18 protein-coding genes and 3 pseudogenes are annotated in these 26,443 nt (G+C 70.5%); 6 read left to right on the top strand and 15 right to left on the bottom strand.

The features are described 5' to 3' along the window. Positions 1–8: 8 nt before the first annotated feature. From JW876_04640 to JW876_04625, 4 genes and pseudogenes are all read right to left on the bottom strand, one after another. Positions 9–776 (bottom strand): annotated as a pseudogene (locus JW876_04640) (PKD domain-containing protein). A gap of 441 nt (positions 777–1,217) precedes the next feature. Further along, positions 1,218–1,502, bottom strand: a pseudogene (locus tag JW876_04635) (PKD domain-containing protein). Continuing rightward, positions 1,503–2,369: pseudogene (locus tag JW876_04630) on the bottom strand (S8 family serine peptidase). It abuts the pseudogene before it with no gap. Between the two features lie 988 nt (positions 2,370–3,357). Further along, positions 3,358–5,595 (bottom strand): patatin-like phospholipase family protein, encoded by a 2,238-nt coding sequence (locus JW876_04625; protein MBN1884793.1) that lies wholly within the window; start codon positions 5,593–5,595, stop codon positions 3,358–3,360. A gap of 140 nt (positions 5,596–5,735) precedes the next feature. On the opposite strand from JW876_04625, the gene JW876_04620 reads away from it, so the two are divergent. From JW876_04620 to JW876_04605, 4 genes are read left to right on the top strand one after another with little or no spacing between them, the layout of a single operon-like run. After that, the gene (locus JW876_04620) at positions 5,736–6,443 is read left to right on the top strand and encodes an outer membrane beta-barrel protein (protein ID MBN1884792.1); all 708 of its coding nucleotides are present in this window, start codon (positions 5,736–5,738) and stop codon (positions 6,441–6,443) included. A gap of 32 nt (positions 6,444–6,475) precedes the next feature. Continuing rightward, a complete protein-coding gene (locus JW876_04615) occupies positions 6,476–7,141 on the top strand; it encodes a PorT family protein (protein ID MBN1884791.1) in 666 nt (221 codons plus the stop codon). Between the two features lie 38 nt (positions 7,142–7,179). Continuing rightward, entirely contained in the window at positions 7,180–8,868 is a 1,689-nt protein-coding gene (locus JW876_04610) for a DUF2271 domain-containing protein (protein MBN1884790.1), read from the top strand. 5 nt (positions 8,869–8,873) lie between these two features. Then, positions 8,874–9,620, top strand: a complete 747-nt coding sequence (locus tag JW876_04605; GenBank protein ID MBN1884789.1) for a DUF616 domain-containing protein — start codon at positions 8,874–8,876, stop codon at positions 9,618–9,620. Here JW876_04605 and JW876_04600 read toward each other — a convergent pair. Continuing rightward, complete coding sequence (locus JW876_04600; protein MBN1884788.1) at positions 9,607–10,803, bottom strand: MFS transporter; 1,197 nt, start codon at positions 10,801–10,803, stop codon at positions 9,607–9,609. The two genes, JW876_04605 and JW876_04600, sit on opposite strands and share 14 nt — an antisense overlap. A 293-nt stretch (positions 10,804–11,096) precedes the next feature. On the opposite strand from JW876_04600, the gene JW876_04595 reads away from it, so the two are divergent. Continuing rightward, positions 11,097–12,086, top strand: coding sequence for a fructose-1,6-bisphosphatase (locus tag JW876_04595; protein MBN1884787.1), 990 nt, complete (start codon positions 11,097–11,099; stop codon positions 12,084–12,086). Between the two features lie 18 nt (positions 12,087–12,104). Here JW876_04595 and JW876_04590 read toward each other — a convergent pair whose 3' ends face one another. Both JW876_04590 and JW876_04585 read right to left on the bottom strand, forming a co-directional pair. Next, positions 12,105–12,575, bottom strand: a complete 471-nt coding sequence (locus JW876_04590; GenBank protein ID MBN1884786.1) for a hypothetical protein — start codon at positions 12,573–12,575, stop codon at positions 12,105–12,107. Then, positions 12,572–13,258 (bottom strand): hypothetical protein, encoded by a 687-nt coding sequence (locus tag JW876_04585; protein ID MBN1884785.1) that lies wholly within the window; start codon positions 13,256–13,258, stop codon positions 12,572–12,574. Before JW876_04585 ends, JW876_04590 begins: the two co-directional genes overlap by 4 nt. A 174-nt stretch (positions 13,259–13,432) precedes the next feature. Between JW876_04585 and JW876_04580 the strand changes: the two genes are divergently transcribed. Beyond that, entirely contained in the window at positions 13,433–15,682 is a 2,250-nt protein-coding gene (locus JW876_04580) for a T9SS type A sorting domain-containing protein (protein MBN1884784.1), read from the top strand. A 3-nt stretch (positions 15,683–15,685) separates the two neighbouring features. On the opposite strand, the gene dnaE is transcribed toward JW876_04580, so the two are convergent. From dnaE to JW876_04540, 8 genes are all read right to left on the bottom strand, one after another. After that, positions 15,686–18,934, bottom strand: a complete 3,249-nt coding sequence (gene dnaE / locus JW876_04575; GenBank protein ID MBN1884783.1) for a DNA polymerase III subunit alpha — start codon at positions 18,932–18,934, stop codon at positions 15,686–15,688. After that, positions 18,931–20,250, bottom strand: coding sequence for a DNA polymerase IV (locus JW876_04570; GenBank protein MBN1884782.1), 1,320 nt, complete (start codon positions 20,248–20,250; stop codon positions 18,931–18,933). The genes dnaE and JW876_04570 overlap by 4 nt, the downstream gene beginning before the upstream one ends. Before the next feature lie 36 nt (positions 20,251–20,286). Beyond that, positions 20,287–20,502 (bottom strand): hypothetical protein, encoded by a 216-nt coding sequence (locus tag JW876_04565; protein ID MBN1884781.1) that lies wholly within the window; start codon positions 20,500–20,502, stop codon positions 20,287–20,289. 19 nt (positions 20,503–20,521) lie between these two features. After that, positions 20,522–21,127 (bottom strand): transcriptional repressor LexA, encoded by a 606-nt coding sequence (lexA, locus tag JW876_04560; GenBank protein ID MBN1884780.1) that lies wholly within the window; start codon positions 21,125–21,127, stop codon positions 20,522–20,524. 184 nt (positions 21,128–21,311) lie between these two features. Beyond that, positions 21,312–24,065, bottom strand: coding sequence for a PAS domain S-box protein (locus JW876_04555; GenBank protein ID MBN1884779.1), 2,754 nt, complete (start codon positions 24,063–24,065; stop codon positions 21,312–21,314). Positions 24,066–24,150: 85 nt separating this feature from the next. Continuing rightward, positions 24,151–24,759: a GTP cyclohydrolase I FolE gene (folE, locus tag JW876_04550; protein MBN1884778.1), complete on the bottom strand. Its 609-nt coding sequence runs from the start codon at positions 24,757–24,759 to the stop codon at positions 24,151–24,153. Further along, positions 24,756–25,499, bottom strand: coding sequence for a hypothetical protein (locus JW876_04545; protein ID MBN1884777.1), 744 nt, complete (start codon positions 25,497–25,499; stop codon positions 24,756–24,758). The genes folE and JW876_04545 overlap by 4 nt, the downstream gene beginning before the upstream one ends. Positions 25,500–25,727: 228 nt before the next feature. Beyond that, positions 25,728–26,443, bottom strand: a 716-nt coding sequence (locus JW876_04540) for an MFS transporter (protein ID MBN1884776.1), incomplete at its 5' end; no start/stop codon positions are given.

Here is a 26,443-nt window from a genome sequence, read left to right as displayed (position 1 = left end):
CCGCCCGCGGTCACCGTGATGTAGTCCACCTTCGTCTCCGTGTCGGAGCCGTAGGCGTTCGTCGCGGTGAGGGCGACCGTGTAGGTGCCGGCCGACGCGTACTGGTGCGTCGGGTTCTGGGCCGTCGAGCCGTTCCCGTCGCCGAAATCCCAGCTCCAGGAGCCGGGATTGCCGATCGAGAGATCGGTGAAGTCGACGGTCAGGGGCTCGGCGCCCGTCGTGGGCGTGCCGGCGAACTCGGCCACCGGCGGCCCGGGGGTCGTCTCGACCTCGATGTAGAGCTGGTCGATGGCGACGGCGTCATTGGCCGTGCCGCCCCAGGAACGCGCCGTGTCCTTGACGCGGATGGTGACGGCGCCGCTCGTCGAGGCGGGAAGAGCCGCCGAGTAGACCTGCTCGGTGGCGCTCGCGACCGTCACGAGGTCGGTCCAGAGAGCGCCGTCGGTGGAGTAGGCGAAGACGAAGTCGTCGCCGTCGGAGCTCGCCGGGCGCGCGGCTTCCACGTAGAAGGTGACGCTCGTCCCGGTCGGCACGTTGAAGTCCCACCTGTGCTCGAGATAGCTGTATGTCTTGACCGGGTGCCCGCCGTAGGCGATCTCGGTGATCGTCTCGCGGACGTTATCGCTCGCGTGGGTGTCGGTGAAGTCCCCCGACACCTGGCCGGCGACGGGGATGTCGCCCAGGGCGTAGACCTTCTGGGCCACTCCCTGCTCGGTCACGTCGATGTAGTCGATCTTCGTCTCGGTGTCGGAGCCGTAGGGGCTCGTCGCCGTCATGGAGACGGTGTATGTGCCGATCGCCGCGTACTCGTGCGTCGGGTTCTGCGCCGTCGAGCCGTTGCCGTCGCCGAAGTCCCAGCTCCACGAGGTGGGATTGCCCGTCGACTCGTCGGTGAACGCCACCGTGAGGGGCGCCTCCCCCGAGACGGGCGAGCCGCTGAACGCGGCCACCGGCGGCGCCGGCGGGGTCACGGTGATGTAATCGACCTTCGTCTCCGCGTCCGAGCCGTAGGCGTTCGTCGCCGTGAGCACGACGGTGTAGGTGCCCGTCGCCGTGTACTCGTGCGTCGGGTTCTGCGCCGTCGAGTTGCCGCCGTCGCCGAAGTCCCAGCTCCACGAGGTGGGATTCCCCGTCGAGGCGTCCGTGAACGCCACCGTCAGGGGCACCTGGCCGCTCGTCGGCGTGCCGCCGAACTGCGCCACCGGGGGCGGCGGCGTGGTCACGGTGATGTAGTCGACCTTCGTCTCCATGTCGGAGCCGGCCGAGTTGGTCACCGTGAGCTCCACGGTGTAGGTGCCGGCAGCGGTGTAGGTGTGGTTGGGATTCTGCGCCGTCGAGGAGCCGCCGTCGCCGAAGTCCCAGTACCAGTCCGTCGGGGCGCCCGACGACTGGTCGGTGAAAGAGACGGTCAGCGGCATCTGGCCGGATGTCGGCGAACCGCTGAACTCGGCCACGGGCGCCACGGGGCCCCCGCCGCCGACCGCCGCCGCGGCGTCGACCATGCCGTAGCCGCTGTAGCGGTCCCAGCCGCTCCCGGACTCGACGTTGACGATGTCGATCGCCGTGTCGCAGAGCTGGTCGCGGATCTCGGCCGGCGTCCACGTCGGGTTGGCCGACTTGATGAGCCCGCACACCCCCGCCGCGTAGGGCGTGGCGCACGAGGTGCCGTTGAAGAAGGGATCGTAGTCGCCCGAGGTGTACCCGCCGCTGCCGCCGATGTCGGTCGTCGGCAGGATCGTCGGCGCGATGACGTCGACGGCGCCGGCGGCGTCCTTCGTTGTCGATCCGTAGTTGGAGCCCCACCAGCGCTCGCCGTCGCAGGTGTACCCGTTCGGATCGGTGTTGACGCCGGGGTTGCACTCGGTCGATTTCGACGAGCTCCGCTTGCGGTCACCGCACGGGGAGGCCGCGCCGACGCCGACGACGTACGGATTGATCGCCGGGTAGTGGATCGTCGAGGCGTTCTCGTTGCCGGTCGCCGCGAGGATGATGACGCCGGCGTTCCAGGCGTACTGGATCGCCGCGTCGGTCGCCGGATCGCTCGTGACGCCGGGGGCGCCGAGACTGATGCTGGCGACGTCGACGCCGTTGTCGCCCGCGTAGTAGATGGCGTTCTCGATCGCCGAGAAATACATCGATCCCTGGCTGTTCGCCACCTTGAGCGGCATCACGCGGCAGCCGGAGGCGGCGCCGCAGGCGCCGATGCCGTTGTTCGCCATCGAGGCGGCAACGCCGGCGCAGCAGGTGCCGTGGCCGGGATCGGCCGAGTTGTCGTCGGGATTCGAGTCGTTGTCCCCGAAATCGTAGCCGGCGACGAGGTTCAGATCGGGATGGTCGATGTCGACCCCCGAATCGATGATCGCGATGATGACGGTCGACGAGCCGTAGCCCTGGCTGCCGTCCCAGGCCGCCTCCGCGTTGGCGTCGAAGCCGACCGTGCCGACCGGGTCGCCCGTATGCTCGTAGGTCGTCCCCCACTCGAGGGCGGGGAGCTGGGCGGTGTTGTTGTGGCCCCAGTGGTCGGCGTAGAGCGGATCGCTCGGGACCGCCGCCGGGAAGGCCCGCCAGTCGGGCTTGGCGTGCTCGACGTTCGGGTCGGCCGCGTAGCGCGCGACGACCGCCGGGATGTCGGCGTCGTCGGGCAGCTCGATCATGAACCAGCGGTCGATGCCGAGACGCGAGGCCATCATCCTGTTGCGCAGCTCAATGTAGGGACGGAAGATCCTCGTCGCGCCGACGTCCTTGCTCAGGGCGTCGATCGAGAGGTTCCCCGTGCGGGCCTCGGGCACCTCGGTGCCCCGGGCCGCGCCGAGCATCATCCGCGGGTTGTCGAGGACGGTTCCCTTGAACTGCACCATGATCCGGCCCGGAGCGTAGGGAAGCACGCTCGGAGCGGAGGTGACGTGACCGTTGCGGACGGGAGAGAAATCGCGTGGGGCGGTGGTGGCCGCCGAGGCATCGAACAGGGGCGCGAGAACGAACAGCAGGCAGAGAGCAATGAGAGCAGATCTTCGTTGCATCCTTTCTCCTAACCGTTTTGTCTCCGGCGCTGCGCGCCCGAACGGGCGTCCCGGCATCGCGACGCGGAGAACAGGTGGGGTTCCGGGCCGCGATACTGCGACCCATCGAGAAACAAAACGGCTGGACGAATCCTCCTTTCCTCGCCGAAGTCATCGGTGGCCCGGCTCGCTTCCCGCCGGGCCGCGCTGGACGCGGCGTGCGCCGTGGCCGGAACATGCGAATGGGTTGTGCGTCATCCGGGCGGAAGAGAACCCTCCCGCGCCGAGCGGATCGATATACATTGTATCACAGGCGCCAGCGCCAAGGAAAGCCGAATCCCCGCAATCTCGTCCGTTCCTACCGGAAATCCCACAGGCCGGCGACGGGGCGCGCGAGGGACTGGCCCAGGAAGAGATAGCCGTTCGCCCGTCCCCCGTCGACGAGCCCCCAGGCGGCGTAGAGGGGACCGATCGGGGTGTCGAGCCCCAGGAAAACGCTCCCCGCGACTCGCCCGTCCTCGATGCGGATATCCTCCGAGCGGGCGAAGACCTCCCCGTATTCCAGCGAGCATCCCCCGTAGACGGGGACGATGCCGAGCGAGCCGATCCTCGCGAAGAGGGCGCAGGAGGCGAGGCCGGCGTGCTGTCCGGCCAGCTCGTTGTGCTCGAGTCCCGAGAGACGGGAGAACCCTCCGAGCCGCACGGCCCGCTGGAAGGGCGCGTCGTCGCCGGGGGTGGTCGCGGCCCAACCGCGGAGGAACGCCGTGAGGCGCCCTCGCGTGACGGCGAGCGACCCCTCCGCCTCGACCTGCTCGTACGCCGTGTCGGCGCCGAGCGCCTCGCGCGCCGCGGCGGCGCGCACGCGCAGCAGGTGGCCCGACCGCGGGAAGGTCACCGAGTCGAGCTCGTCGATGAAGAGCCTGACGAAGGCCTCCCCCGTGTCGAAAACGCCGTCGGCCATGGCGGTCGGATCCCCCGTCTGCATCGAGACGGACCCCCCGTCCCGAAGCAGGCCGGCCCGCACCTCCCCCCAGGCGCCGAGCTCGCGTCCGAGGGCGATCTGGCCCCCTCCCCGCCGCAGGGCGAGCTCCATGACGCGCGAGCCGTCCCCGTCGAAGACGCTCGTCGCCCGCTCGCCGATCGAAGACCGCAGGTGGACGAACCACCGCAGGCCCTGATCGAGCGGCTGGTGCCACTCGGCGAAGAGTCCCGGCTCCTGTCCGAACTGCGCGCCGGCCCGCAGCTCGCCGCCGAGGCGATTGAGCGCCATGCGGGTCCAGGCGACGGCGACGTTGAAATTGGGGCTCTCGTAGTCCTCGAAGACCGCCGCGCCGAGCTGCAGGTAATTCGGCCCGCGCGGCGCCTCGCGCGCCGTCACGTTGAGGACGTTCCCCTCCGACTCCCGCGCGAGATCCCAGGAGACCGACTCGAAGAGCTCCAGCCCGTAGAGCCGGTCGATGTCGTGCTCGAGGCGGTCGACGTCGAGCGGCGCGCCCGCCTCGATATCGATCCGCCGCGTGATCACCCCGTCGGCGAGGTGGGAGTCGTTCAGGATGCGGACGCCGTCGACGACGAGGTCGGAGTGTGGCCGCTGTCTCGCGGCGAGATACCGTCGCCATTCGCCGGCCGGCAGGGACAGGGCGGCCAGGCGATCCCCTGCCGCCTCCGCCGCCGCGACGCCCGCCGGCACGGCCTCGGCGGCGCGGCCGAAGGAACCGGTGGCGATGTCGCCGAGCTCGGGGCGGATGAAGATGTCCCGCGGGGCGAGGGTGCCGATCTGGATGTCGGTGTTCCGCCTCGTGAGGATCCCGGTGAGCTGGTCGGTCACGGCGACGAGCGAGCGCAGCTCGTCGCGTTTTTGCAGCGGCGTCGAGATGTCGACGGCGATGACGATATCGGCGCCCATCCGGCGGACCACGTCGATGGCGAGGTTGCAGGAGACGCCGCCGTCGACGAGGAGACGGCCGTCGATCTCGCGCGGCGCGAAGATCACCGGCAGGGACATGCTCGCCCTGATCGCCGTCGCCAGGTCCCCGCCCGAGAGGACCACCGTCTCGCCGGTCACGATATCGGTGGCGACGGCGCGGAAGGGGATGCCGAGCGAATCGAAATCGGCGACCGTCGCGGCGCGGCTCGCGTGCCGCTCGAGCAGCAGGTCGATCTTCTGCCCGTCGAGGAGCCCCGGGGGCAGCGCGAGCCCCCCCCGGCCTATCCCCGGGCGGTAGTCGACGAGAAAGAGATCGTCGTCCTGCTTGCGTCGAAAGGAGCGGTCGCGGCGCGGGATGTCGTCGTCGAAGGCGTCGGCCCAGTCGATCTCGCCGATGAGCGTCTCGAGCTCGTCCGGGGTCATGCCGGCGGCGTAGAGCCCGCCGACGATCGCCCCCATGCTCGTCCCCGCGATGCAGTCGACCGGCACGCGGCGCTCCTCGAGCACCCGGAGAACGCCGATGTGCGCCGCGCCCCGCGCGCCGCCGCCCGAGAGGGCGAGACCGATCCGCGGCCGGCCGGCGGCGAACGCGGACGACCCGAGCAGCGCAACGGCGGCAAGCGCCGTGAAAAGGATTCGCGGGAGACGGCGGGATTGTGTTGTCTTCACCCGTGTAGAATACGTACAATCCTCCCGGCGATTCAAGACGAGTATTCTCTTTTTCGGACATCGCCGCACGATGCAGCGGGCGGTGACGACACGTGCCGGCGCGAACCCTCCGGAACGACGCACGCCGGCGAACGGGAGCCATGATGAGACGAACGGCGACGATGTGCGCTGCGGCGATCGCACTCCTCCTCGCCGCCGCGGCGGGGCCGGGAGCGGCCGCTGAGGAGGGGACACGCCCCGACCGCTGGGGCACCCTTCGTTTCCAGGGGATGCTCACCGCCCCCCTCGGCGAGAACAACGTCAGGCTGTGGAACGACTGCGGGGGCTCCTGGCTCGATTTCCTCTCCTTCGCCGCGACGATCCAGACGAACACCACCTGGGGGGCCGTGGCCTCGTTCGAGTACGTCCTCGGCCGGCGCATCGGTCTCGAGGCGGCCTTCCACTATTGGTACGACATCGTCGAGATGACCTACGAAGCCGGGGACTTCACCGTCGAGGGGAGCCCCAACTTCGTCTTGCCGACGATCGGCATGAACTACCACCTGCAGCCGATCGACCGGACCGACCTCTACGCCGGTGGCTTCGTCTCCCTCGGCGTGATCGTTACCGGCGTCTCCTTCGACATCGACGTCGACAGCGACATCGCCCTCGGCATGAAGCTCGGCGCCGACTACCTCATCGACGATCACTGGAGCATCGGGGGAACGCTCGACTACGTCGACTTCGGCGAGCTGAACTTCTCGCTCCTCCCGCCGGGACTCGAGGGGATCGTCTGCGACAACGGCCTCTTCGGCATCGGCCACATGAACGTCGTCACCTTCACCGCCGGGATCGGTTACCGGTTCTAGGGGCGGGCATGCCCCGGAAGAAGGGAGCACGGATGAAACGAGCCATTTTCGCCCTCCTCCTCATGCTGTTCGCCGGGGCCGCCGGAGCCATCGAGCCGGGCTCCATCCGTCTCGGCGCGACGGCCGGCATCGTCTCGGCCAGCATCACGGAGGCCCCCGCCGAATGGGATGACGACCTCGACTGGCGGACGGGATTCATCGGCGGGCTCTTCCTCGAGTACGCGATCACCGGGCAAATCGGCATCCGCCCCGAGCTCCTCTACGCGACGCGCGGCGTGGAGGCGAGCCTCTACGACGGCTTCGTCGACGTCGATCTCGACGCCGCCTTCAGCTACATCGAGCTCCCCCTCCTGCTCACCTGGACGATCGCGGAGACGGAGCGGTTCCGGCCCTTCCTCAGAGCGGGCCCCTGCTTCTGCTACCGGCTCGACGCCGAGGTCGACGTCTCGGTCCTCCTCTTTTCGGCGGGGGTGGACTTCACCGATCTCACGCACACCACCGACGTCGCCCTCATCGCCGCGGCGGGATGCGAGATCGCACTCGGCCCGGGGTACCTGATCGTGGAGGGCCGATTCCACCGGGGGCTCACGAACGTCATCCTCAGCGGGGATTTCGAGATAAACGGCTCGCGGCAGACGATCAGCGAGGACGACTTCAAGAACGTCGGCGTCCTCTTCCTCGTCGGCTACGCCCCGTGAAGAATGTCCAATCACCGGAAACGAACGGAGGAACAACCATGAAAAGAGCCGCAATCCTTCCGCCCCTGCTGTGCGCGCTGCTTTTCGCCGCGCCGGCGGCGGCCCGCGAGCCCGGCGATTACATCGCCGAGGCGCAGCATCTCGTCGAGGGAGGGAAACGCGCCGAGGCGGTCACCCTGCTCACCGAGGCGGTCGCCGAGCATCCAGAGCACTCCAACCTGTACGCCTTCCTCGGCCTCTACACGGGGATGGGGGCGGGCGAGACGCAGGACTACATGGAGGCCGGCCGGCTGATGATGCTCTCATTCGAGCAGCTCGACACATCGATCGAGCTCGATCCGGCCAATCCGCGCGGCTACCTCTACCGCGGCATCATGGGGATAAACGTGCCCGAGTTCCTCGGTCGTTTCGACGCGGGTATCGCCGATCTCGAGAAGGCCGTCGAGCTCTACGGGACGGATCGGGATCCCGCGGCCATCGAGGGGCTCGTGACCGCCTGGGGATCGTTGGCCAAGGCATACGGCAAGAAGATGGACATCCCGGCCCGGCGCGCCGCCCTCGAGAAGATCGTCGCCGTGGCCGGCGACTCCCCCGCCGCCGCACAGGCGCAGGAGGCCATCGACGCGTTGGACGCCGCCCCCGCCCCCGCGGCCGGGGAGGCCGCGCCGGACGACACGGGCGAGCTCCTCGCCCCCTCGGCAAACGACTCCGAAGCGGTGGCGGCCGCGCGGGATCGGCTCCGGGAGTCTCCCGGCGACGCGGCCCGCCTGATGGCCCTCGCGCGCGCCCTCCATGACGACGAGCGCTGGAAGGAGACCCGGAAGGCGCTGGAAGTGCACAACGCGGTCGATCCGGAGAACGCGGCGGCCTACGAGCTCCTCGCCCGCACCATCGGGAAGATCGCCGAGGTCGGCTACGACGATCAAATCCACGAGGACACCGACTACCGCTCGAGGCTCGCCTTCGAGGCGATGGCGGCGATGGACCGCGCCGTCGAGCTGGCCCCGAACGAAATGCGCCTCCGCTTCATGCGGGGCGCCTACGGGATCCTCTTCCCCTTCTTCCTCGGCAAGCACGACCAGGGGGTGGCCGATCTCGAGATGGTCGCCGACAGCGACGCCCCCGACTCGCTGCGCTCCGAGGCCCTCTACTATCTCGGCGTCGCGAAGAAGATCGAGGCCTCACGTTACTGGACCGACGTCGTCAAGAAGCATCCAGGGTCGCCGGGCGCGCGGATGGCCCTCGACGACATGCGTCCCGCCGTGCCCGCCCTCGATCCCGACGCCGCCAAGCCGCCGTTTGTCGAGATCGACGTCTCCATCGGCTTCCAGGACCAGCTTCCTCCCCAGACGGCGATCTGGATCGAGAAGGGAAACGAGGAGTACGTGGCGACGGTCTACGTCTCGGGCTTCGCCGGCTTCGTGAAGGAGAAGCAGGTGACACTCCCCGTGTGGGCGGCCGTCTCGAATTTCGAGGGGATCGACGGGGTCACGACGGCGAGCATCGACATCGGGCGGCACCTCTTCGCCTGGGATTGCACCGACTACGCCTGCCGGCGCGTGCCGGACGGCGAATACACGGTTCGCGTCGAGACGACGCACTGGCCGACGAACCTCTACCAGAACGTCGCCGCGACGATCAGGATCGGCGGCGACGAGCAACGGCGCGTCGTCGTCGAGGAGGGGGACTTCATTCCGCGGCTCGCCGTCACCTGGCGCCCGGAGTGACGCCCATGGACAGGATCGCCGTCTACACGGCCGTCTTCGGCGGCTACGAGGGGCTCGTTCGCCAGCCGCGGATCGAGGGGGTCGACTTCCTCTGCTTCGCCGACCGGCCGATCCGCGCACATGGCTGGGAGGTGCGCGTCGTCGAGTTCGAGGAGGCCGATCCCGTCCGCGCCGCGCGCAAGCGGAAGATCCTCGCCCATCGCTACCTTTCCGGCTACACGACGTCGATCTGGATGGACGGCAACTACCTCGTCGCCGGCGACATCCGGGGCCTCGCGGAGCGGGCGCTCGCCCGTGCCGACATGGCGGTCTTCAGCCACGCCCGGACCCGATCCGATCCCCGCGACTGCGTCTACGACGAGTACGAGGCGATGATGCGGATGGGACGGGAGACGGGACGCTGGAAGGACGACCCCGACGTCATGACCGCCCAGATCGAGCGCTACCGGCGCGAGGGCTACCCCGAGCGCCACGGCCTGATCTTCAGCGCGGTCCTCCTGCGCAGGCACGGCCGCCCCGACGTCGTGCGGACGATGGAGCGGTGGTGGGAAGAGCTCTCGCGGGGCTCCCGGCGCGACCAGCTGAGCTTCGACTACGCCGCGTGGAAGGAGGGGCTCGCCGTCGAGACGATCGACGGGGATCTCCGCAACAACCCGTGGTTCCACATGCTCGCCCATCACCGCCGGAGCTACGCGGCGAGCCTGCTGCGGTACCGCCTCAGGCGCCTCCTCGGGATCGTCAGGCACCGCTGACCGGTCCGCCTTTTCCTCGCCGCCCCGCGTTTCCCGGCTTCAGGAACAGCACGAAGGGCACCGACCCCGCGGCGACGACGGCGGAGAGCCTGAAGGTCGGCTCGAGCCCGATCCGGTCGGCGGCGAACCCGACGGCGAGGACGGTGAGCGAGGTGAGCATGAAGTTCAGCGTCATGTAGACGCCGTTGATGAGGGACATCCGCTTCGAGTCGATGTCATGGACGAGGGCGAGCAGAACCGGCCCCGAGGCGAAGACGAAGAAGCCGGTGACGACGAGGACGGGAATGGCGAAACGGCCGTCGACGACGATGAAGAGCCACATCAGGAAGGGATTCACCGCGGAGATCGCGAGGAGCGTCCTCTTCCTGCCGATCCGGTCGGAGACGATCCCCGCGAGGAAGGTCCCGGCGGCGCCCGAGAACTGCAGCACCGCCAGGGAGATTCCCGCGATCCAGAGCGAGGCCCCCCGCGAGGTGAGGTAGGTGGGCAGGTAGATCGTCAGCGCCGATTTCATCGCGGCCCTGCAGAGGAAGATCCCCGTGACGGAGACGAAGAAGGGCGCGAGCCGCCGCAGCGTCTCCTTCGCCCCGTCGTCGGTCTTCGCGAGCCTCTTCGGCGCCATCGAGACGTCCCGCAGCGCGTACCAGAGCATCCCCGAGGCGGCCGCCCCGACCGGGGCGAGGCGCCAGCTCCCCTCGAGGCCCCAGAGGGAGACGGCGCCGAGTATCGCCAGGGGCCCGAGGGTGCGGGCCAGCTCGCCGCCGAGCATGTAGAAGCTCATCCCCCGCCCGATCCGCCCGGTCGACACGTGCCGCATCATCACCGGCGCCGTCACGTGGAAGACGGCCGAGGAGACGCCGGCGACGAGCAGGAGGATGACGAGAACGGCGTAGGCCGGCGCGAGGCCGAGGAAACTCATCGCGACCGCCGTGAGCCCCGGCGCGATGATGATGAACCAGCGAATGCAGATCCGGTCGGCGACGAGGCCGAGAAAGGGGTTCGCGAGGGCGGGGATCCGCCGGACGACGTCGAGGAGCCCCGCCATGAAGACGGTCAGCCCGAACCGGTCGATCAGCAGCGGGAGGACCGGCGCGAGAAAGGCCGAGGGGGTGTCGTGCACGAGGTGCGCGAGGGAGACGGCGAGCACCTTGCCGAGATTGCCGCGCGGTCGATCCTCAGTCATCGTCAGTCCCCGCCGGGCGCCGCCGCCGTTCCGATAATACCCCGGCGACCGGCCGACCCCGCGCGCCGCAGCCGCCCCGCGCCCGGCAGTTCCGGGCGAACGCCGTATGATACAGGGGCGGTCGACCGCGGCGCAAAGGGTATCTTCCCCCGCGGCCGCCGTCGCTCCCCGGGCGCCGGCAGCGAAGCGCACACTTGCCAGGGAGACGCGGACCTGATTTACTCGTGTGCGGACCCCGCGCGGACCGGCCGCGGCCGGTCGACGGTTCGTCATCCGGCGGAGAGGAGAGCGGCGTGAAACTCGAGCAGACCTTCATGGACTTCATGCTCCACCACCAGGAAAGCCACCGGCGGAGCTACAACTTCCTCGTCCTCCTCGAGGCGGTGCAGACCGCCGCGAAGTACATCCAGTACTTCTACGGGACCGGCTCGATCAAGAACCTCATGGGCGAGGCGGGCTTCACGAACGTCCAGGGCGAGAACGTGATGAAGATGGACGACATCGCCGACTCGATCGTCATGCACTACCTGCGGCGCTCCAACCAGGTGATCTTCGCCGTCACCGAGGAGGAGCCCGACCCGGTGCCGCTCAACGAGGACGGCGGCCGCTACTTCATCTACTACGATCCCCTCGACGGATCGAGCAACATCAAACACAACCTCCCCGTCGGCTTCATGTTCGCCGTGGCCAAGCGCAATCTCGACGGCCCAGAGGACGGGCACCTGCGGAAGGGCTCCGAGCTCCGCGCGGCGGGGATCTTCCTCATCCCGAGCGGCGTCTTCACCCTCGCCCTCGCCGACACGGGGGTCTTCCGCTTCCACATGGACGAGACGATGACCTACGTCATCCCGGAGAACGCCGAGCGGCTCGTGCTGCCGGAGAGCGAGCGCGACTGGGAGCTTTCCTTCAACTCGGCCAACAGGAGCGCCTTCGCGCCCGCGGTCCGCGAGTGGATCGGGGAGCACGAGTCGTCGTACGCCTTCCGCTACATGGGATCGCTCGCCGGCGATTTCCACCGCCTGCTCACGAACGGCGGGATGTTCATGTATCCGGCGATCGTCGACCACCCGCGACCGGAGAAGAACCGTCCCGGCGGGAAGCTCCGCCTCCTCTACGAGGCGAACGTGGCCGCCTTCATCGCCCGCGAGGCGGGCGGCGCGGCGATCGACGAGAACGGCGACGACATCCTCGGCATCGAGCCCGCCTCGCCGCACCAGCGGACGGCCCTCTACGTCGGCTCGCGCTCGCTCGTCGAGGACATGCGTTCGCGGCTGCGCGCGTGACCGCCGCGATGCGGCCGGTCACCGTTCGCGCCGCGGTTCCCAGCGGATGTGGAGGTTCCAGTCGGGATCGTCGGCCTTGAAGAGGCCGCCGTAGATGGCGCCGAGCGCCGCCGCGGCCCCGGCGATCGCCCAGGTCTCGTCTTCCCCCCACGCCCCCGTCATCATGCCGAAGGCGCCGACGGCGCCACCCGCCGTCATCCCCGCCGCGGCGCCCATCCATGCGCACTGCGACGGCGTCGCCCGGTACGTCTCGTAGCCGAGGAGCCGCTCGGCCCGCCCGGAGAAGGCGGAGGACATGACGGTGATCGTCGGACTGGCCAGGTAGCGGCGGTCGGGGAGCATCGACCACGCGATCGAGGCGAAGGAGGCGAGGCTGTCGGAGGCGGCGGTCGAGTCGGCCGGCGACGCGACGCCCCCGCCGGCGGCAGCGACGGCGCCCGGCGCGAGCAGGAAGAAGGCCAGCGCCGCGCATGCAACCCGGCGGATCATCCGGCGTCCCCGTCGAGTGGCGGCATCCCCTCGTAGCGGACGACGCGCTCCAACAGGCCGGCGAAGACGAAGCTGGCGTTCATGTGATCGCGCTCGTCGAGGCCGATCCGCCGGAAGACGTCGGCCCAGGTGGCGAGATCGGCGTAGCGGGCGACGAGCGCGCTGCCGACTGGCTGCGTTTCCCACTCGGGATGCGCCTCGACGAAGGCCGCGTAGACGTGTTCGGCGTGGTCCTCGAACTCGGCGTTGAAGAGGAAGGCCCGCCTGATGTCGACGAGGGCCATGAGGCGGGTGATGATGCGGTAGCCGGCGACCATGAGCCAGGGGATCGGCCGGCGGAGGTACCAGGGATCGCCGCGCCCCTCAGCCACCATCTTCTCGTGTATGACGAGGAGATGCAGGTACTCGTTGTCCTGCGCCTTTCTCCCCCACGCAATGATCGCCCGCGCCCGGGAGACGGCCGACGGATCGCCGTAGCGGTCCGTCATGCGCTCGTACTGCCTCGTCTCCCACGCGCGATAGGGGATGCCGGCGAGGATCTCGACGAGCTTCGCCTTGGCGAGGGTCGTCCGGCGGCCCGTGACGAGATCCATCATCGCGAAGAAGAGGCGCGCGGCCGCCGAGTAGCGGAGGCGCGGCCGTTCGAGCGTGGCCTGCTGTTCCCTGCGAAGATCGATCGGCATGTGCATCTCCTTCCCGGGCGCAGTGTACCCGATTCCCCCGGCGGACGCACGCCCCGAATCCGCCGCACGCGGCCCGCTCGTACCCGTTTGCGTCCGTGGTCCCTTCCGTGTTATCGTAGAGGGAGGATAGTCCGCATTCCCCGGCCGCTCTCCCACGGAAGGCGACACGCACCGATGAAGCACCGCACCGGAAGAGCACTCGCCGTCCTGGCCGTCGCCGCCGCCATCATGGCCCCGATCGATCTTTCGGCCGTCCCCGTCACCTTCCAGGTGAGGATGTCGTACCAGGCGGAGCTCGGCCGCTTCGATCCCGAAAGCGATTTCGTCGACGTGGCCGGCAGTTTCAACGGATGGGGGACCGACCCCCTCACCCCCCTCCACGACGCAGACGGCGACACCGTCTACGCCGTCACCCTCGACGGGTTCAGCCCGGACGAGCAGATCGAGTTCAAGTTCCGCATCGACGGACAGTGGGACGGGACCGAGGAGTTCCCCGGCGTCGGCAACAACCGGTCGTACACGGTGCTGGAGAGCGGCAACATCGTGGACGTCTGGTACGACGATCTCGAGCCCGGCGCGAACTCGGGCGAGCTGTACTGGTGGAACGACCGCGTCTTCTACGAGATATTCGTGCGCAGTTTCTCCGACGACGACGGGGACGGCATCGGCGACTTCACCGGCCTCACGCGGAAGCTCGACTACCTCAACGACGGCGACCCGGCGACGACGGACGACCTCGGGATCACCGGCATCTGGCTGATGCCGATACACGACTCGCCCAGCTACCACGGCTACGACGCCGTCGACTACCGCTCGATCCATCCCGACTACGGGACGATGGCCGATTTCCAGACCTTCCTCGACGCCGCGCACGCGCGCGGCATCAAGGTGATCATCGACTTCGTGATGAACCACTGCTCGAACGCGCATCCCTGGTTCCAGGCCTCGGCCGCCGGCGATCCCTCGTACCGCGACTGGTTCCGGTGGTCGCAAAACGACCCGGGCCAGACCGGCCCCTGGGGCCAGCAGGTCTGGCACTGGAACGCCTCGGGCTGGTTCTACGGCCTCTTCTGGTCGGGGATGCCCGATCTCGACTACGAGACGCAGGCGGTCAAGGACGAGATGTTCGATACGGCCGCCTGGTGGCTCGACTCGGTCGGGGTGGACGGGTTCCGCCTCGACGCCGTCCTCTACATCCGCGAGGAGGGCGACCAGCTCCAGAACACGCCCGCCACGTTCGCTTTCTGGGAGGACTACACGGCGCACGTGAAGGCGGTCGCGCCCGGCGTCCTCTCGGTCGGCGAGGCGTGGACGTCGACGAGCACCGTGCTGCAGTACGTCACGAACGACCGCCTCGATTTCTGCTTCGAGTTCGATCTCGCGTACGCGATCCTCGGCGCGGCCGCGGGCGGCGACGCGGAATGGCTCGAAAGCAAGGCCGGCCAGGTCTACGATCTCTACCCCTTCCTGCAGTACGGCACGTTCCTCACGAACCACGACCAGGACCGCGTCATGAACGCGCTCGGCTTCGACGAGGGCAAGGCCCGGCTCGCCGCGGGGATCTACCTGACCCAGCCCGGCATCCCCTTCGTCTACTACGGCGAGGAGATCGGCATGGTCGGCTCGGGCGCCCACGAGTACATCCGCACGCCGATGCAGTGGACCGACGGTGCGAACGCGGGCTTCACCTCCGGCACGCCCTGGCAGGCGGTCAACGGCAACTACGAGCAGTACAACGTGCAGACGGAGGAGCAGGACCCCGGATCGCTCCTCGAGTGGTACAAGCTGCTCATCGGCGCGCGGAACGGATCGGCGGCGCTTCGGCGCGGCGCCTACTGGCCGCTGGCCGCCTCCGCCTCCCCCGTGCTCGCCTTCGTGAGGACGTACGCCGGGGAGACCGTGCTCTGCATGGCCAACACCGCCGACCACGCCCTCGCGAGCATCACCCTGACCGGCTCGGCGGCCACCCTGGAGCCGGGCGAGATGCGGCTCGCCAACCTCCTCGTCTCCGGCGACACCCTCGACGTCGCCGTCGGTTCGGCGTACGAGATCGCCGGCATCTCCCTCGATGCGTACGAGGTGGCCGTCTACCGGTTCGCGGGCGAGGTGACCGGCGTCGAGACCGGCGGCGGTCTCCCGCCCTGCGCCGGCCCGCGCCTCGGGCGGAATTACCCGAATCCCTTCAACCCCTCGACGACGATCACGTTCGAGCTCCCCCGCGACGCGCGCGTCGATCTCTCGATCTACGACGTCCGCGGCGGTCACGTCCGGACGGTCGCCGGCGGCCTCCTCGCCGCGGGGCACCGGGAAGCGCGCTGGGACGGCCGCGACGAGGCGGGGAACGCCGTGAACTCGGGCGTCTACTTCTGCCGCCTCACCGCCTGCGACCGGACGCTCACCCGCAAGCTGGTGCTGCTGCGCTGATCGCTACGCGATCCGCTCCACCCCCGTCGCCACGAGGTTCTCCACGCCGAGATCGCTCTCGACGCGCCCCCGCACGAGGAAGGGGCCGCGGCGCCCGGCGAGCGCGCGCGCCGCGCGCCGGTAGACCCGCGGGAAGAGGACCGCCTCGAAGCGCCCCCGCTCGTCTGAGAAGGTGACGAAGAGCATCTGCTCGCCGGTCGTCTGCGTTCGCGTGCCCGAGACCGAGGCCTTCCAGCCGACGACGGCCACATCCCGCCCCGCGAGGCGGGGCAGGTCGGTGGAGAAGACGGCCCCCGCCTCCCGGCGCGCGGCGGCGACCGGCCCCGCGAAGATCGCCAGGGGATGCGCCCCGACGGCGAGGTCGAGGAGCTCCCGCTCGATCGCCAGGCTCTCCGCCGGGCCGTAGTCGGGGAGGCGCGGGAGGCGCGCGACGAGGGGGGCGGGATCCTCGCCGGAGAAAAGCAGGCGCAGCTCCCAGAGGAGCGCGGGGCGCGAGGGGCCGAGCGTGGCCATCGCCCCGCAGCGGACGAGGTTCTCCGCCTCCTCGCGCGAGGCCCCGGTCTTCCCGAGAAACTCCCCGAGCGAGAGGAAGGGGCGCCGCCCGACGATCCGCTCCGCCGTGCGCGCCGGGAGCCCCTTCACCTGCATGAGCCCCACGCGCAGCCTGCGCCCCTCGCCGTGGAAGCGGACCCGGCCGCGGTTCACGCAGGGCGGGAGTATCTCGAGCCCCATCCGCCGCGCCTCCTCCACGTACTCCTCGCGCGAGTAGTAGCCGCCCCCGTTCGAGAGGACGGCGGCCATGAACTCGGCCGGGTAGTGCGTCTTCCAGTAGAGGCTCTCGAAGGACTCGAGCGCGAAGGAGGCCGAATGGGCCTTGCAGAACGCGTAGCCGGCGAAGGAGGCGATCGCCTCGAAGATCTCCGCGGCGGCCGCGGCGGAGATCCCGCGGCGGCGCGCCCCGTCGAGAAAGGAGCCACGGTAGGCGGCGAAGGTCTCCCCCCGGCTCTTGAAGGACATGCAGCGGCGCAGCCCGTCCGCCTCGGCGCAGCTCATCCCCGCCACGGCCACGGCGATCCGGATCACCTGCTCCTGGTAGATCAGCACGCCGTGGGTGTCGGCGAGGACCGCGGCGACGGCCGGGTGCATCGCCGCCACCGGCTCGAGGCCGAGGTGGCGGCGCAGGTAGCGCTGCTTGCCGCCGTGGCTCGAGACGCCGGGGCGGATGATCGAGGAGAGCGCGGTGAGCACCTCGAAGTCGTCGCAGCGCGCCTGGCGGATCAGCTGCGCCATGATCGGCGACTCCACGTAGAAGCACCCCTCGGTCCGGCCGCGCCGCATCGCCGCGCGGGTCGCCGGGTCGGCGAGGCAGTCGATCCGCTCGGGGTGGAGCGGGCGTCCCTCGTGCTCCGCCGCCGCGGCGGCCGCCTCCTGGATGACGGCGAGCCCCTTCTGCCCGATGACGTCGATCTTCAGCAGCCCCGCCTCCTCGATCTCGTACATCGACCACTGGGCGACCTCGAGCCCCCGGCCGCAGCGCTGGAGGGGGACGAGATCGGTCACGGGCCCCGGGCTCACGACGAGGCCGCAGGGGTGGGCGGCCATGTGGCGGGGAAAGCGGCCGATCCTGGCGGCGAGCGGGACGAGGGTGCGAAGCGGCTCCTCCTCGAGGGGGAGACCGGCCGCCGCCGGGGAGGCGGCGCGCAGCTCCTCGAGCCGGTCGATCGGGGCGTAATGGGGGATCGCCCGGATGAAGGGGGCCACCTCCCCCTCGGGGATCCCGAGGGCCTTCGCCGTCTCGCGCAGCGCCGCCCGCGCCCGGAGCGTGCTGAACGCGCCGATCATCGCCACGCGGTCGTGCCCGTAGCGGCGGAAGATGTAGCGCAGGACCTCCTCGCGGTCGTCGGTGGCGAAATCGAGGTCGAAGTCGGGAAGCTGCTCGCGCCCGGGGTTGAGGAAGCGCTCGAAGAAGAGGTCGTGGCGCAGCGGGTTGACGTGGGTGATCCCGAGGGCGTACGAGACGATGCTGTTCCCCGCCGAGCCGCGGCCCAGCGAGCGCATCCCGCGCGAGCGGGCGAAGCGAACGATGTCCCGGCAGACGAGGAAGTAGTCGGCGAGGTCCTTCGCCTCGACGACGGCGAGCTCGCGCTCGAGCGCGTGGACGGCGCGGCGCCACTCGTTTGGATCGGCGCCGGGCGGGGGATCGCCGCCGGCGCCGCCGCACCGGTGCGGGGCCGCAGGCGGCGCACCGGCCGCCGCGGAGTCGTCCGCGCCCGATCCGCCGCGCGCCGCGCGCTCTTCATCTGCCGATCCGCCGCGCGCCGCCCCGCCGGCTCCCCAGCCTCCGCGGTCGCCGTCGCGCCCGCCCCCCGCGCCGAAGCGGCGCCGGAGCCCCCCGCGGGCGAGGCGCCGGAGCGCTCCGGCGGCCGTCTCCCCGGGCGAAAGGGCGAAGCGGGGCAGCTTGCGGCTGTCGAGGTCGAGCTCGCAGCGGCACGCGGCGGCGACGCGGCGCGTCTCCTCGACCGGGGCGGGATCGCCGGCGAAGACCCGCGCCACCTCGGCCGGGTGGTGGAGAAAGCACCCGCGCGGCCCGGCGGCGCCGGGCGGGAGCGTGCCGATCGTCGTGCGGGTGCGGATCGCCGCCAGGAGGCAATGGACATGGTAATCGCCCGGGTCGACGAACCACACCTCCCCCGCCGCGACGGCCGGCGCGCCCGTCTCTTCGGCGAGGCGCCGCAGCCGCCAGCGCCGGCGGTCCCACGCCGGTCCCGCGGCGACGGGGAGGGCCACCCGCAGCCCCCGGCGACCGGCGAGGAGACGCACGACGCGCTCGTCGTCGGCGAGCGTGAAGACGTCGTCGCCGAGGCCGGCGAGGGCCTCCGGCAGCAGGAAGCCGTCGTCGCAGCGGCGGCGCGTGACGAGGCGCGAGATCGCCGCGTAGCCCTCCGCGCTGCGCGCGAGGAGGGTCGCCCGCGCGCCCCCCGGCCACGGCCCCCGCCCCGGCGGGTAGCCGGGCGCGTCCGTCCCCCGCTCCCCGGCCGTCCAGGGGCCGGTCACCTCGGCGCCGAAGAGGGGCCGCACCCCCGCATCCCGGCAGGCCCGGCGGAAGGGGACGACGCCGTGGAGCGCGTCGGTGTCGGTGAGGGCCAGGGCCGGCAGCCCCGCCGCCGCCGCCGCGGCGACGATCCGTTCGACCGGATCGGCCCCGGCGAGGATCGAGAAGCAGGAGTGGACGCGGAGGGGAACGTACGTCATGGCTCCCGTCCCCCGCGGCGCCGATCGCGGCGGACGACGGCCGGCGCCGAACGGGGCCGCGCGGCGGCCGGGCCCGCCGCGCGCGATCCATCGAGGGCGGGCCAGGCGCGCCCCGGCGCCGCGGCGCGGTCGCCGAACCGCTCGCGCAGCCCGTCGAGGGCGAGGCAGAGCCGCCGCGCCCGCTCGCGCGGTCCGGGGCCGCCGGCGAAGAGATCGATCTGGAGCGGCTCGGGCTCGACGACGAGGGCGCAGAGGCGCAGGCGGCGGACCCTGACCCGGCGGGTGCAGAGCCGCGCGAGCGCCCCGCGCGCCGCCGCGAAGAGGTCGTCGTCGAGCGACGAGGCTCCCCCCGGGCCGTTCCCCCGCCCGCCCGCCCCCGGGGCGGAGCGCTCCGTTCCGGACCGGCAGATCGCCGCGCGGCCGCGGGCGGCGACTTCGTCGGCGTACCCGATCTCGAGTTCGAGGCGGCGCGCGAGGAGGCGTTCCCCGCGGAGACGGGCGCCGAGGCGCCCGGCGAGCAGCGCGAGGTGCGCCTCGACGCGGCGGCGGCTCACCCGGTCCGGCTCGAGGACCGTCTCGACGACGAACCGCGTGTCGGGGGCCGGACACGGCCGGACCACGGAATCGTCCTCTCCCCGCGCCCCGCGGTAAAGCCGGCGTCCCCAGGGGCCGAAGACGGCGGCGAGGATCTCCTCGTCGAAGAGGAGCAGGTCGCCGACCCGGGCGACGCCGAGGAAGCGGAGCTCCCCGGCGCGGCGCGGCGGCACGGGCGGGAAGCGGTCGATCGGCACGGGATCGAGAAAGGCCCGCTCGTAGCCGGGATAGACGTCGACGAGGCTCTCGCGCTTCGCCGTGCGCGAGGCGACGTGGCTGACCAGCTTGCTCGTGGCCACCCCGAGAGAGACGTCGAGCCCCGTTTCGTCGCGGATCTCCCGCCGGATCCGGCTCCCCGCGTCGAGGACGCGCCCGAAGAGGCGTTCGCAGCCGGTGTAGTCGACGTAGCCCTCGTCGAGCGAGTCGGTCTCGACGAGGGGGCTGTAGCGGCGCAGCACGTCGAAGACGGCAGCCGAGGCGCGGCGGAAGAGATCCCAGTCCGGGGGCGGGAAGGCGCCGGACGGGGAGAGGCGCTTCGCCGTCGAGACGGTCATCCCCCGGACGACCCCCTCGCCGCGCGCCTCGTAGGAGGCGGAGAAGACCATTCCGCGCGGCGCCGGCCCGGCGACCACGACGGGGCGCCCGCGAAGCGCCGGATCGCGGAGCCGCAGGATCGATGCGTAGAAATCGTCCGTGTTGACGTGCAGGATCGCGCGCTGCATCGATCGTCCCCCCGCGTCCGCGCCGCGTCGGCCGGTCTACAGCCGCCGCCTGATGCCGATCACCACGCCGAGGACCTCCAGCGCGTCCTCGGGCCCCGTCCACCGCCGCAGCGTCTCGGCCTTCCCCCGGCGGACGAGCGCGAGCTCGTCGACGCGCGGCGGCCGGCCGGTCTCGATGAGCAGCCGGTCTCCCTCGCGGACCTCGCCGTTGGCGGAGAGGACGGCATCGACGGTGCGGTAGACGAACGACACTGGCGATCCTCCGTGGCGGTCACGCGCCCGAATAGCGGCGGATCAGGCCGACGACCACGCCGCGCACCTCGACCCGGCCGGCGTCGAGGACGGTCTCCTCCATCGCCGGGTTCGAGGGGCGGAGCCGCACCCGGCCGCCCTCCTGGTAGAAACGCTTGACGGTGGCGGCCTCCCCGTCGACGAGCACGACGGCGAGCGCGCCGTTCTCGACGCGGCTGCGGCTCGAGACGACGATGAGATCGCCGTCGAGGATCCCGTCGCCGGTCATCGAGTCCCCCGCGACGCGCAGCGCGAAGGTCTCGCCGCGCCCGGCGAACCCGCGGGGAAGCGGGATCGTCTCGGGGGTCTCGATCGCCTCGATCGGCTCGCCGGCGGCCACCCGCCCGGCGAGGGGAACCTCGGCGTCGGCGTCCCCGGCGACCGGCTCGACGGCCCGCGCCCGGTGCCCCTCGCGCCGGATCGCCCCCCGGCGCTCGAGGTTGACGAGGTGCTCGTGCACGGTGCTGACGGCGGAGAGCCCGAAGTGCGCGGCGATCTCCCCGATCGACGGCGCGTAGCCGCGCGACGCGCGGAAGGAACGGATGAAGTCGAGTATCTCGCGCTGGCGCCTGGTGAGCGCGGTCATGGCTGGCCTCCCGTCGCGGCCGGACACCGTGTCCGCCCGCACCGGGAAGCATACCCGAACAAAAACCGAAAATCAAGCGCAAAAAAAGGCCGCCGGGAGGCGCCCGGACCGCCCGCGGCGACGGAACCGGCGGGAAGGCCGGTGCGGGTCGCCCGCCGGCGGCGGGGCCGCGCGGCCGCGCCCCTCACGCCCCGTCGATCGTCTCGCGCACCTTCCGCAGGAGCGCCTCGACGGTGAAGGGCTTCCGGATGAAGGGGATGTCGGCGTCGTGGACCTCGCGGCTCACGACCGCGTCCTCCGTGTAGCCCGACATGAAGAGCACGCGCGCCGGGCCGCCGCGGAGGCGGAGCGCGTCGGCGAGCTCGCGCCCGCCCATCCCGGGCAGCACGAGATCGCTCACGGCGAGGTCGAAACGGGCCGCCTCGCAGGCGGCGAGCGCCTCCGCCGGGTCGGCCGCGACCGTCACGCGGTAGCCGTGCCCGGCGAGGATGCGCGCGACGAGCGCCCGCACGGCGTCCTCGTCCTCGATGACGAGAACCGCCTCGGTCCCCGTTTCCGGCGGCAGGGCCCGGGGCGCCGCCGGCTCGTCGACCGGCTCGTCGACCGCCGGCAGGTAGACGCGGAATTCGGCGCCCTTCCCCGGGCTGCTCTCCACGTCGATGCTCCCCCCGCCCTGCGTGACGATGCCGTAGACGGTCGAGAGGCCGAGCCCCGTCCCCCACTCCGGCTTCGTCGTGAAGAAGGGCTCGAAGATCCGCGAGATGGTGTCGGCGTCCATGCCGACGCCGTCGTCCTCGACGGCGAGCAGCACGTACCGCCCGGGCGCGACGCCGGCGTGCGCACGGGCGTACTCCTCGCCGAGATCCACGTTGCCGGTCCGCAGCGCGATGCGGCCGCCGGCGGCGATCGCGTCCCGCGCGTTGACGACGAGGTTCATCACGACCTGCTCGATCTGCCCGCGGTCGGCCCTGACGTGGGCGAGCGACGGCGCGAGATCCGTCTCGAGCCGGACGTTCTCGCCGATCATCCGCCGGAGCATCCGGTCGAGGTCGACGACGACGCCGTTGACGTCGATGACGGCGGGCTGGATGATCTGCCGGCGGCTGAAGGCGAGCAGCTGGCTCGTCAGGGCGGCGGCGCGCTCGGCGGCGCGGCGGATCTCGTCGATGTCCTCCCGGTTCGGATCTCCGGGCCCGAGCTGTTCGGCCACCATGTCGCCGTACCCCAGGATGGCGGTGAGCAGGTTGTTGAAATCGTGGGCGACCCCCCCGGCGAGCCGTCCGATCGCCTCCATCTTGACCGAGTGCCGCAGCTGCGCCTCGAGGGAGATCCGATCGGTGATGTCGGTGATGAATCCCTCGAGGGCGATCGTCTCGCCCCCCGCGCCGCGGATCGCCCGCCCCTGCTCCCAGACCCATTTCGTTTCGCCGCTCTTCGTTTCGATGCGGTACTCCATCTGGAAGGGGCGGTCCGCGGCGACGCTCTCCTGCACCGTCTCCCAGACCATCGGCCGGTCGTCAGGATGGATGAGATCCCCGTACCCGATCCCGCCCTCGTCGACGAGCTCCGCCGTGTCGTAGCCGGTGAGCTCGACGAGGGCGCCGCCGATGTACTCCATCGGCCAGTCGGGGGCGTTGAGGCACCGGTAGGCGATCCCCGGGAGGTTGCCGATCAGGGTGGAGAGCCGGCGCTCGCTCTCGACGAGCGCCTCGTCGCGCCGGCGCAGTCCGGTGATGTCGGTGACGATGCCGAAGCTCCCCGCGTACCCCCCGTCCCCGTCGAAGAGCCGCGCCGGCGAGACGAGCGCCCAGATCACGCCGCCGTCCTTGCGGCGCAGGCGCACCTCGTAGCGTTCCGCGATGTCGCTGCGACGCCGGTCGAGCTTCGCCTCGACGAGCGCCCGGTCCCGTTCGTCGACGAACTCGAGGACTTTCCGCCCGATCAGTTCGCCGCGCGAGCGGCCGAGCATCGTCGCGAGGCTCGCGTTCGCGTAGGTGACGACGTCCTTCGTGTTGATGACGTGGAACCCCTCCTGCATCGTCTCGATCAGGGTGCGGAACCGCTCCTCGCTCTCGCGCAGCCGCCGTTCCGTCTCGACGCGCGCGGTGATGTCGCGCACCGTCTCTATCGCGCCGACGACCTCGCCGTCGGCGTCGAGAAGCGGCGAGGCGTTCACCCAGATGTGGGCGCCGCGCCCACCGAAGAGGGACTGGACGTAGGTCTCGGCGTAGATCCTGTCGCCTCGGCGGTCGACGTAGTCGTACAGGGCCTCGTCTTCCTGGTCGCTCTCGGCGATCAGGTCGATGACGACCGGGCGGCGTTTCCCGTAGAAGGGGACGGCGTAGGCGTAGTCGCCCTTGCCGAGCATCTCGTCTTTCGGAACGCCCGTCATCTCCTCGATGGCGCGGTTCCAGGCGATCACCCGCCGGTCGCGATCGATGACGAAGGCGGCATCGGGAAGGAACTCGATGATGTCGCCGAGAAGATCGCGGGCGGCCCGGAGATCGGCCTCGACCCGGCGGCGCTCGGTCACCTCCTCGACCACGCCGACGGCGAAGAGGACCGCCCCGTTCTCGTCCCGGATCGGCGAGGCGGAGAGACGCACCCAGATCGTCTCGCCGTCCTTGCGGAGATAGCGCTTCTCGACGCTGTAGGAATCGATCTCGCCGCGCCTCATCCGCCCGAGACGGTCGAGATCCGCGCCGAGGTCGTCTGGATGCGTCGTCTGCCGGAAATCCATGCCGAGAAGCTCGTCGGCCGTGTAGCCGGTGATCTCGCAGAAGCTGCGGTTGACGCGGATGTATCTCCCCTCCGCCGTCGTGTAGACGATGCCGAGCGCGGCCTGGTCGAAGATCGCGCGGAAGATGCGCCCGCTCTCGACGAGGCGCCGGATCCCGGGATCGGATGGCAGGTTATCGGGGATGTTGTCCTGATTCACGCTCTCTCCTCGGGGTGGCGTACGGACAGGCAAGTACGGTCCGCCTCGAACAACTGCCAAGGAGGAGCCGCGGGCGGCGGCGGACTCACCATGTGTGCCGATCTGGACCCTTGATGAGATTGAGGAACTCCATGCGCGTCTTGGAGTCGCTGCGGAAGGCGCCGAGCATGGCGCTCGTGATGATCAAGGCGTCCCGCTTGCGCACGCCCCGCATCGCCATGCAGAGATGGACCGCCTCGATCGTGACGGCGACACCCATCGGGTTGAGATGATCCATCAGCGTCCGGGCGATCTGGTTGGTCAGCCGCTCCTGCACCTGGAGGCGCCGCGAGAAGATCCGCACGATCCGCGGGATCTTCGACAGGCCGATGATCTTGCCCCGCGGGATGTAGGCGACGTGGCACTTGCCGAAGAAGGGGAGCAGGTGATGCTCGCACATGCTGTACATCGAGATGTCCTTGGCGATGACCATCTCGTCGTACTCCTCCTCGAAGATCGAACCGGCGAGGACCTCGTCGACGTCCTCGCGGTACCCGCTCGTGAGGAAGCGGAGCGATTCCTCGACACGCTCGGGCGTCCTCACGAGCCCCTCGCGGTCGGGATCCTCGCCGATCTCGGCGAGCATTCTGCGGATCAGTTCCTGCATGGGGCCTCCTTCCCGCGCCGGTGCGCGGCGGGAAGAGGATAGCATCATCGGGGCGCTTTTTCAAACAACGCGCGGACGCGCGCGTAGGATTCCCCGTCGGCGAGCTGGTAGTGCGGCGATTCGTTGACGCAGGCGAAGAGGGGACGGCGCCGGTAGGACCAGGCGAAGAAGGAGGCGAGCGAATCGCAGTCGTTGCCCGCCATGAGGTACTTCTTGACGAAGGGGATCGACTCGGCGCTCATCCGGTAGAGGGGAAGAGCGCTCAGCTCGGCGTCGGTCATCGACGGGTCCTCGCGGAAATCGATCACGCGGTCGTTCGAGGTGATCGTCACCAGTCCGCCGCCCCGGAAGACGTGGCGCGGATGGGCGCTCGTCACGGCGACGACGTCGCCCTCGCGCCGTGCGCAGCAATCGATGAAGGAGCCGATCGGGAAGTTGAAGATGCTCCCGCCGAGCGACAGCAGGATGCTCTTCTTGAACCGCTTCCGCGTGCAGATGCTCTCGAGCTCGGCGACGATCCCGGGGTCGTCCTCGGGGGCCATGGCGCCGTTGCTGGACAGCTCGACCTTCCCCATGTACCGGCATCCCCGCAGCCATTCCTTGAAGAAGGGATGGTAGAGGGCGTTCGTCCGCACATGGATCGTCTCCACCGCGGGGGCCGCGCTGAAGAACGCGAGCAGATGGTCGATCACCGGCTTGCCGCCGACATCGAGAAGCGACCGCGGGAGCTTCTCGGTCTCCCCCGCCAGCCATTCCTGGAATTCGGTCGCGAGCACGACGGCCTGCATCGGTCGTTCACCCCTTGAAATAGAACGGTTAACTATCCCACAAGATATTGTTCATTATAATAAAAGATTTGTCATATTCCGCAAACAAAAACGGGCGTTCGCCAAAAAAATCCGCGGGGAGCCGATGCTCCCCGCGGATCGTCATTGTTCGCTCGCGCCGCGTCCGGCCGGCGCCCGGGCTGATCGTGCGCGCATCGATCCGGCGCGCCGCCCGCGTCCGCGACCGTGTCAGCTCGCCGCGTTGCCGTGCGTCTTCGGCGCCTTGAGGAACAGCGCGATGACCGCGGCGACGAGGCAGGAGACGCCGGCGATCACGAATGGCCGGACCCATGCCCCCACGTCTCCCGCGGCGGCGTCCTTGAAGTAGCCGGCGATCTGCGGCCCCGCGATCCCGGCGACGCCGTAGGCGAGGAAGACCCAGCCGTAGTTCGTACCGAGGTTGCGGTTGCCGAAGAAATCGGCGGTCGCCGCCGGGAAGAGGGCGAAGTTGCCGCCGAAGTTGAAGCCGATGATGCACGCCCCGGCGACGAGCCCGGCGACGGTGTGCCCCATCCGGAAGAAGAGCAGCATGATGACGCCCTGGAAAAGGCACATCAGGAAGAGGGCGATCTTGCGGCCGATGCGGTCGGAGACGGTTCCCCAGACGATGCGGCCGAGGCCGTTCAGGATGGCGTACCAGGCCATCGCCGTGCCGGCGGTGATCCCCGCCGTCGCCGCCGTCCGGGCGCCGCTCGCCTGCAACGCGTCGATCCCGAAGAGGCGGATCACGCCGATCACCATGAGGCCGGCGAGGGCCGAGCCGGTGAACATCAGCCAGAGCCCCCAGAACTGCGGCGTCCGGAGCATCTCGCCGCTCGAGAGATCGACGGCGCCGGTCGCCGCCGCGCCGCCCGAGGCGACCGGCGGCGACCAGCCGGCCGGCCGGTAGCCGGCGGGCGGGTTCT

The sequence above is a fragment of the Candidatus Krumholzibacteriota bacterium genome (assembly GCA_016931295.1).
Taxonomy (GTDB): Bacteria; Krumholzibacteriota; Krumholzibacteriia; order Krumholzibacteriales; family Krumholzibacteriaceae; genus JAFGEZ01.
Note: the sequence above shows the minus strand (reverse complement) of the source record. Positions and strands in the feature narration are given on the sequence as shown.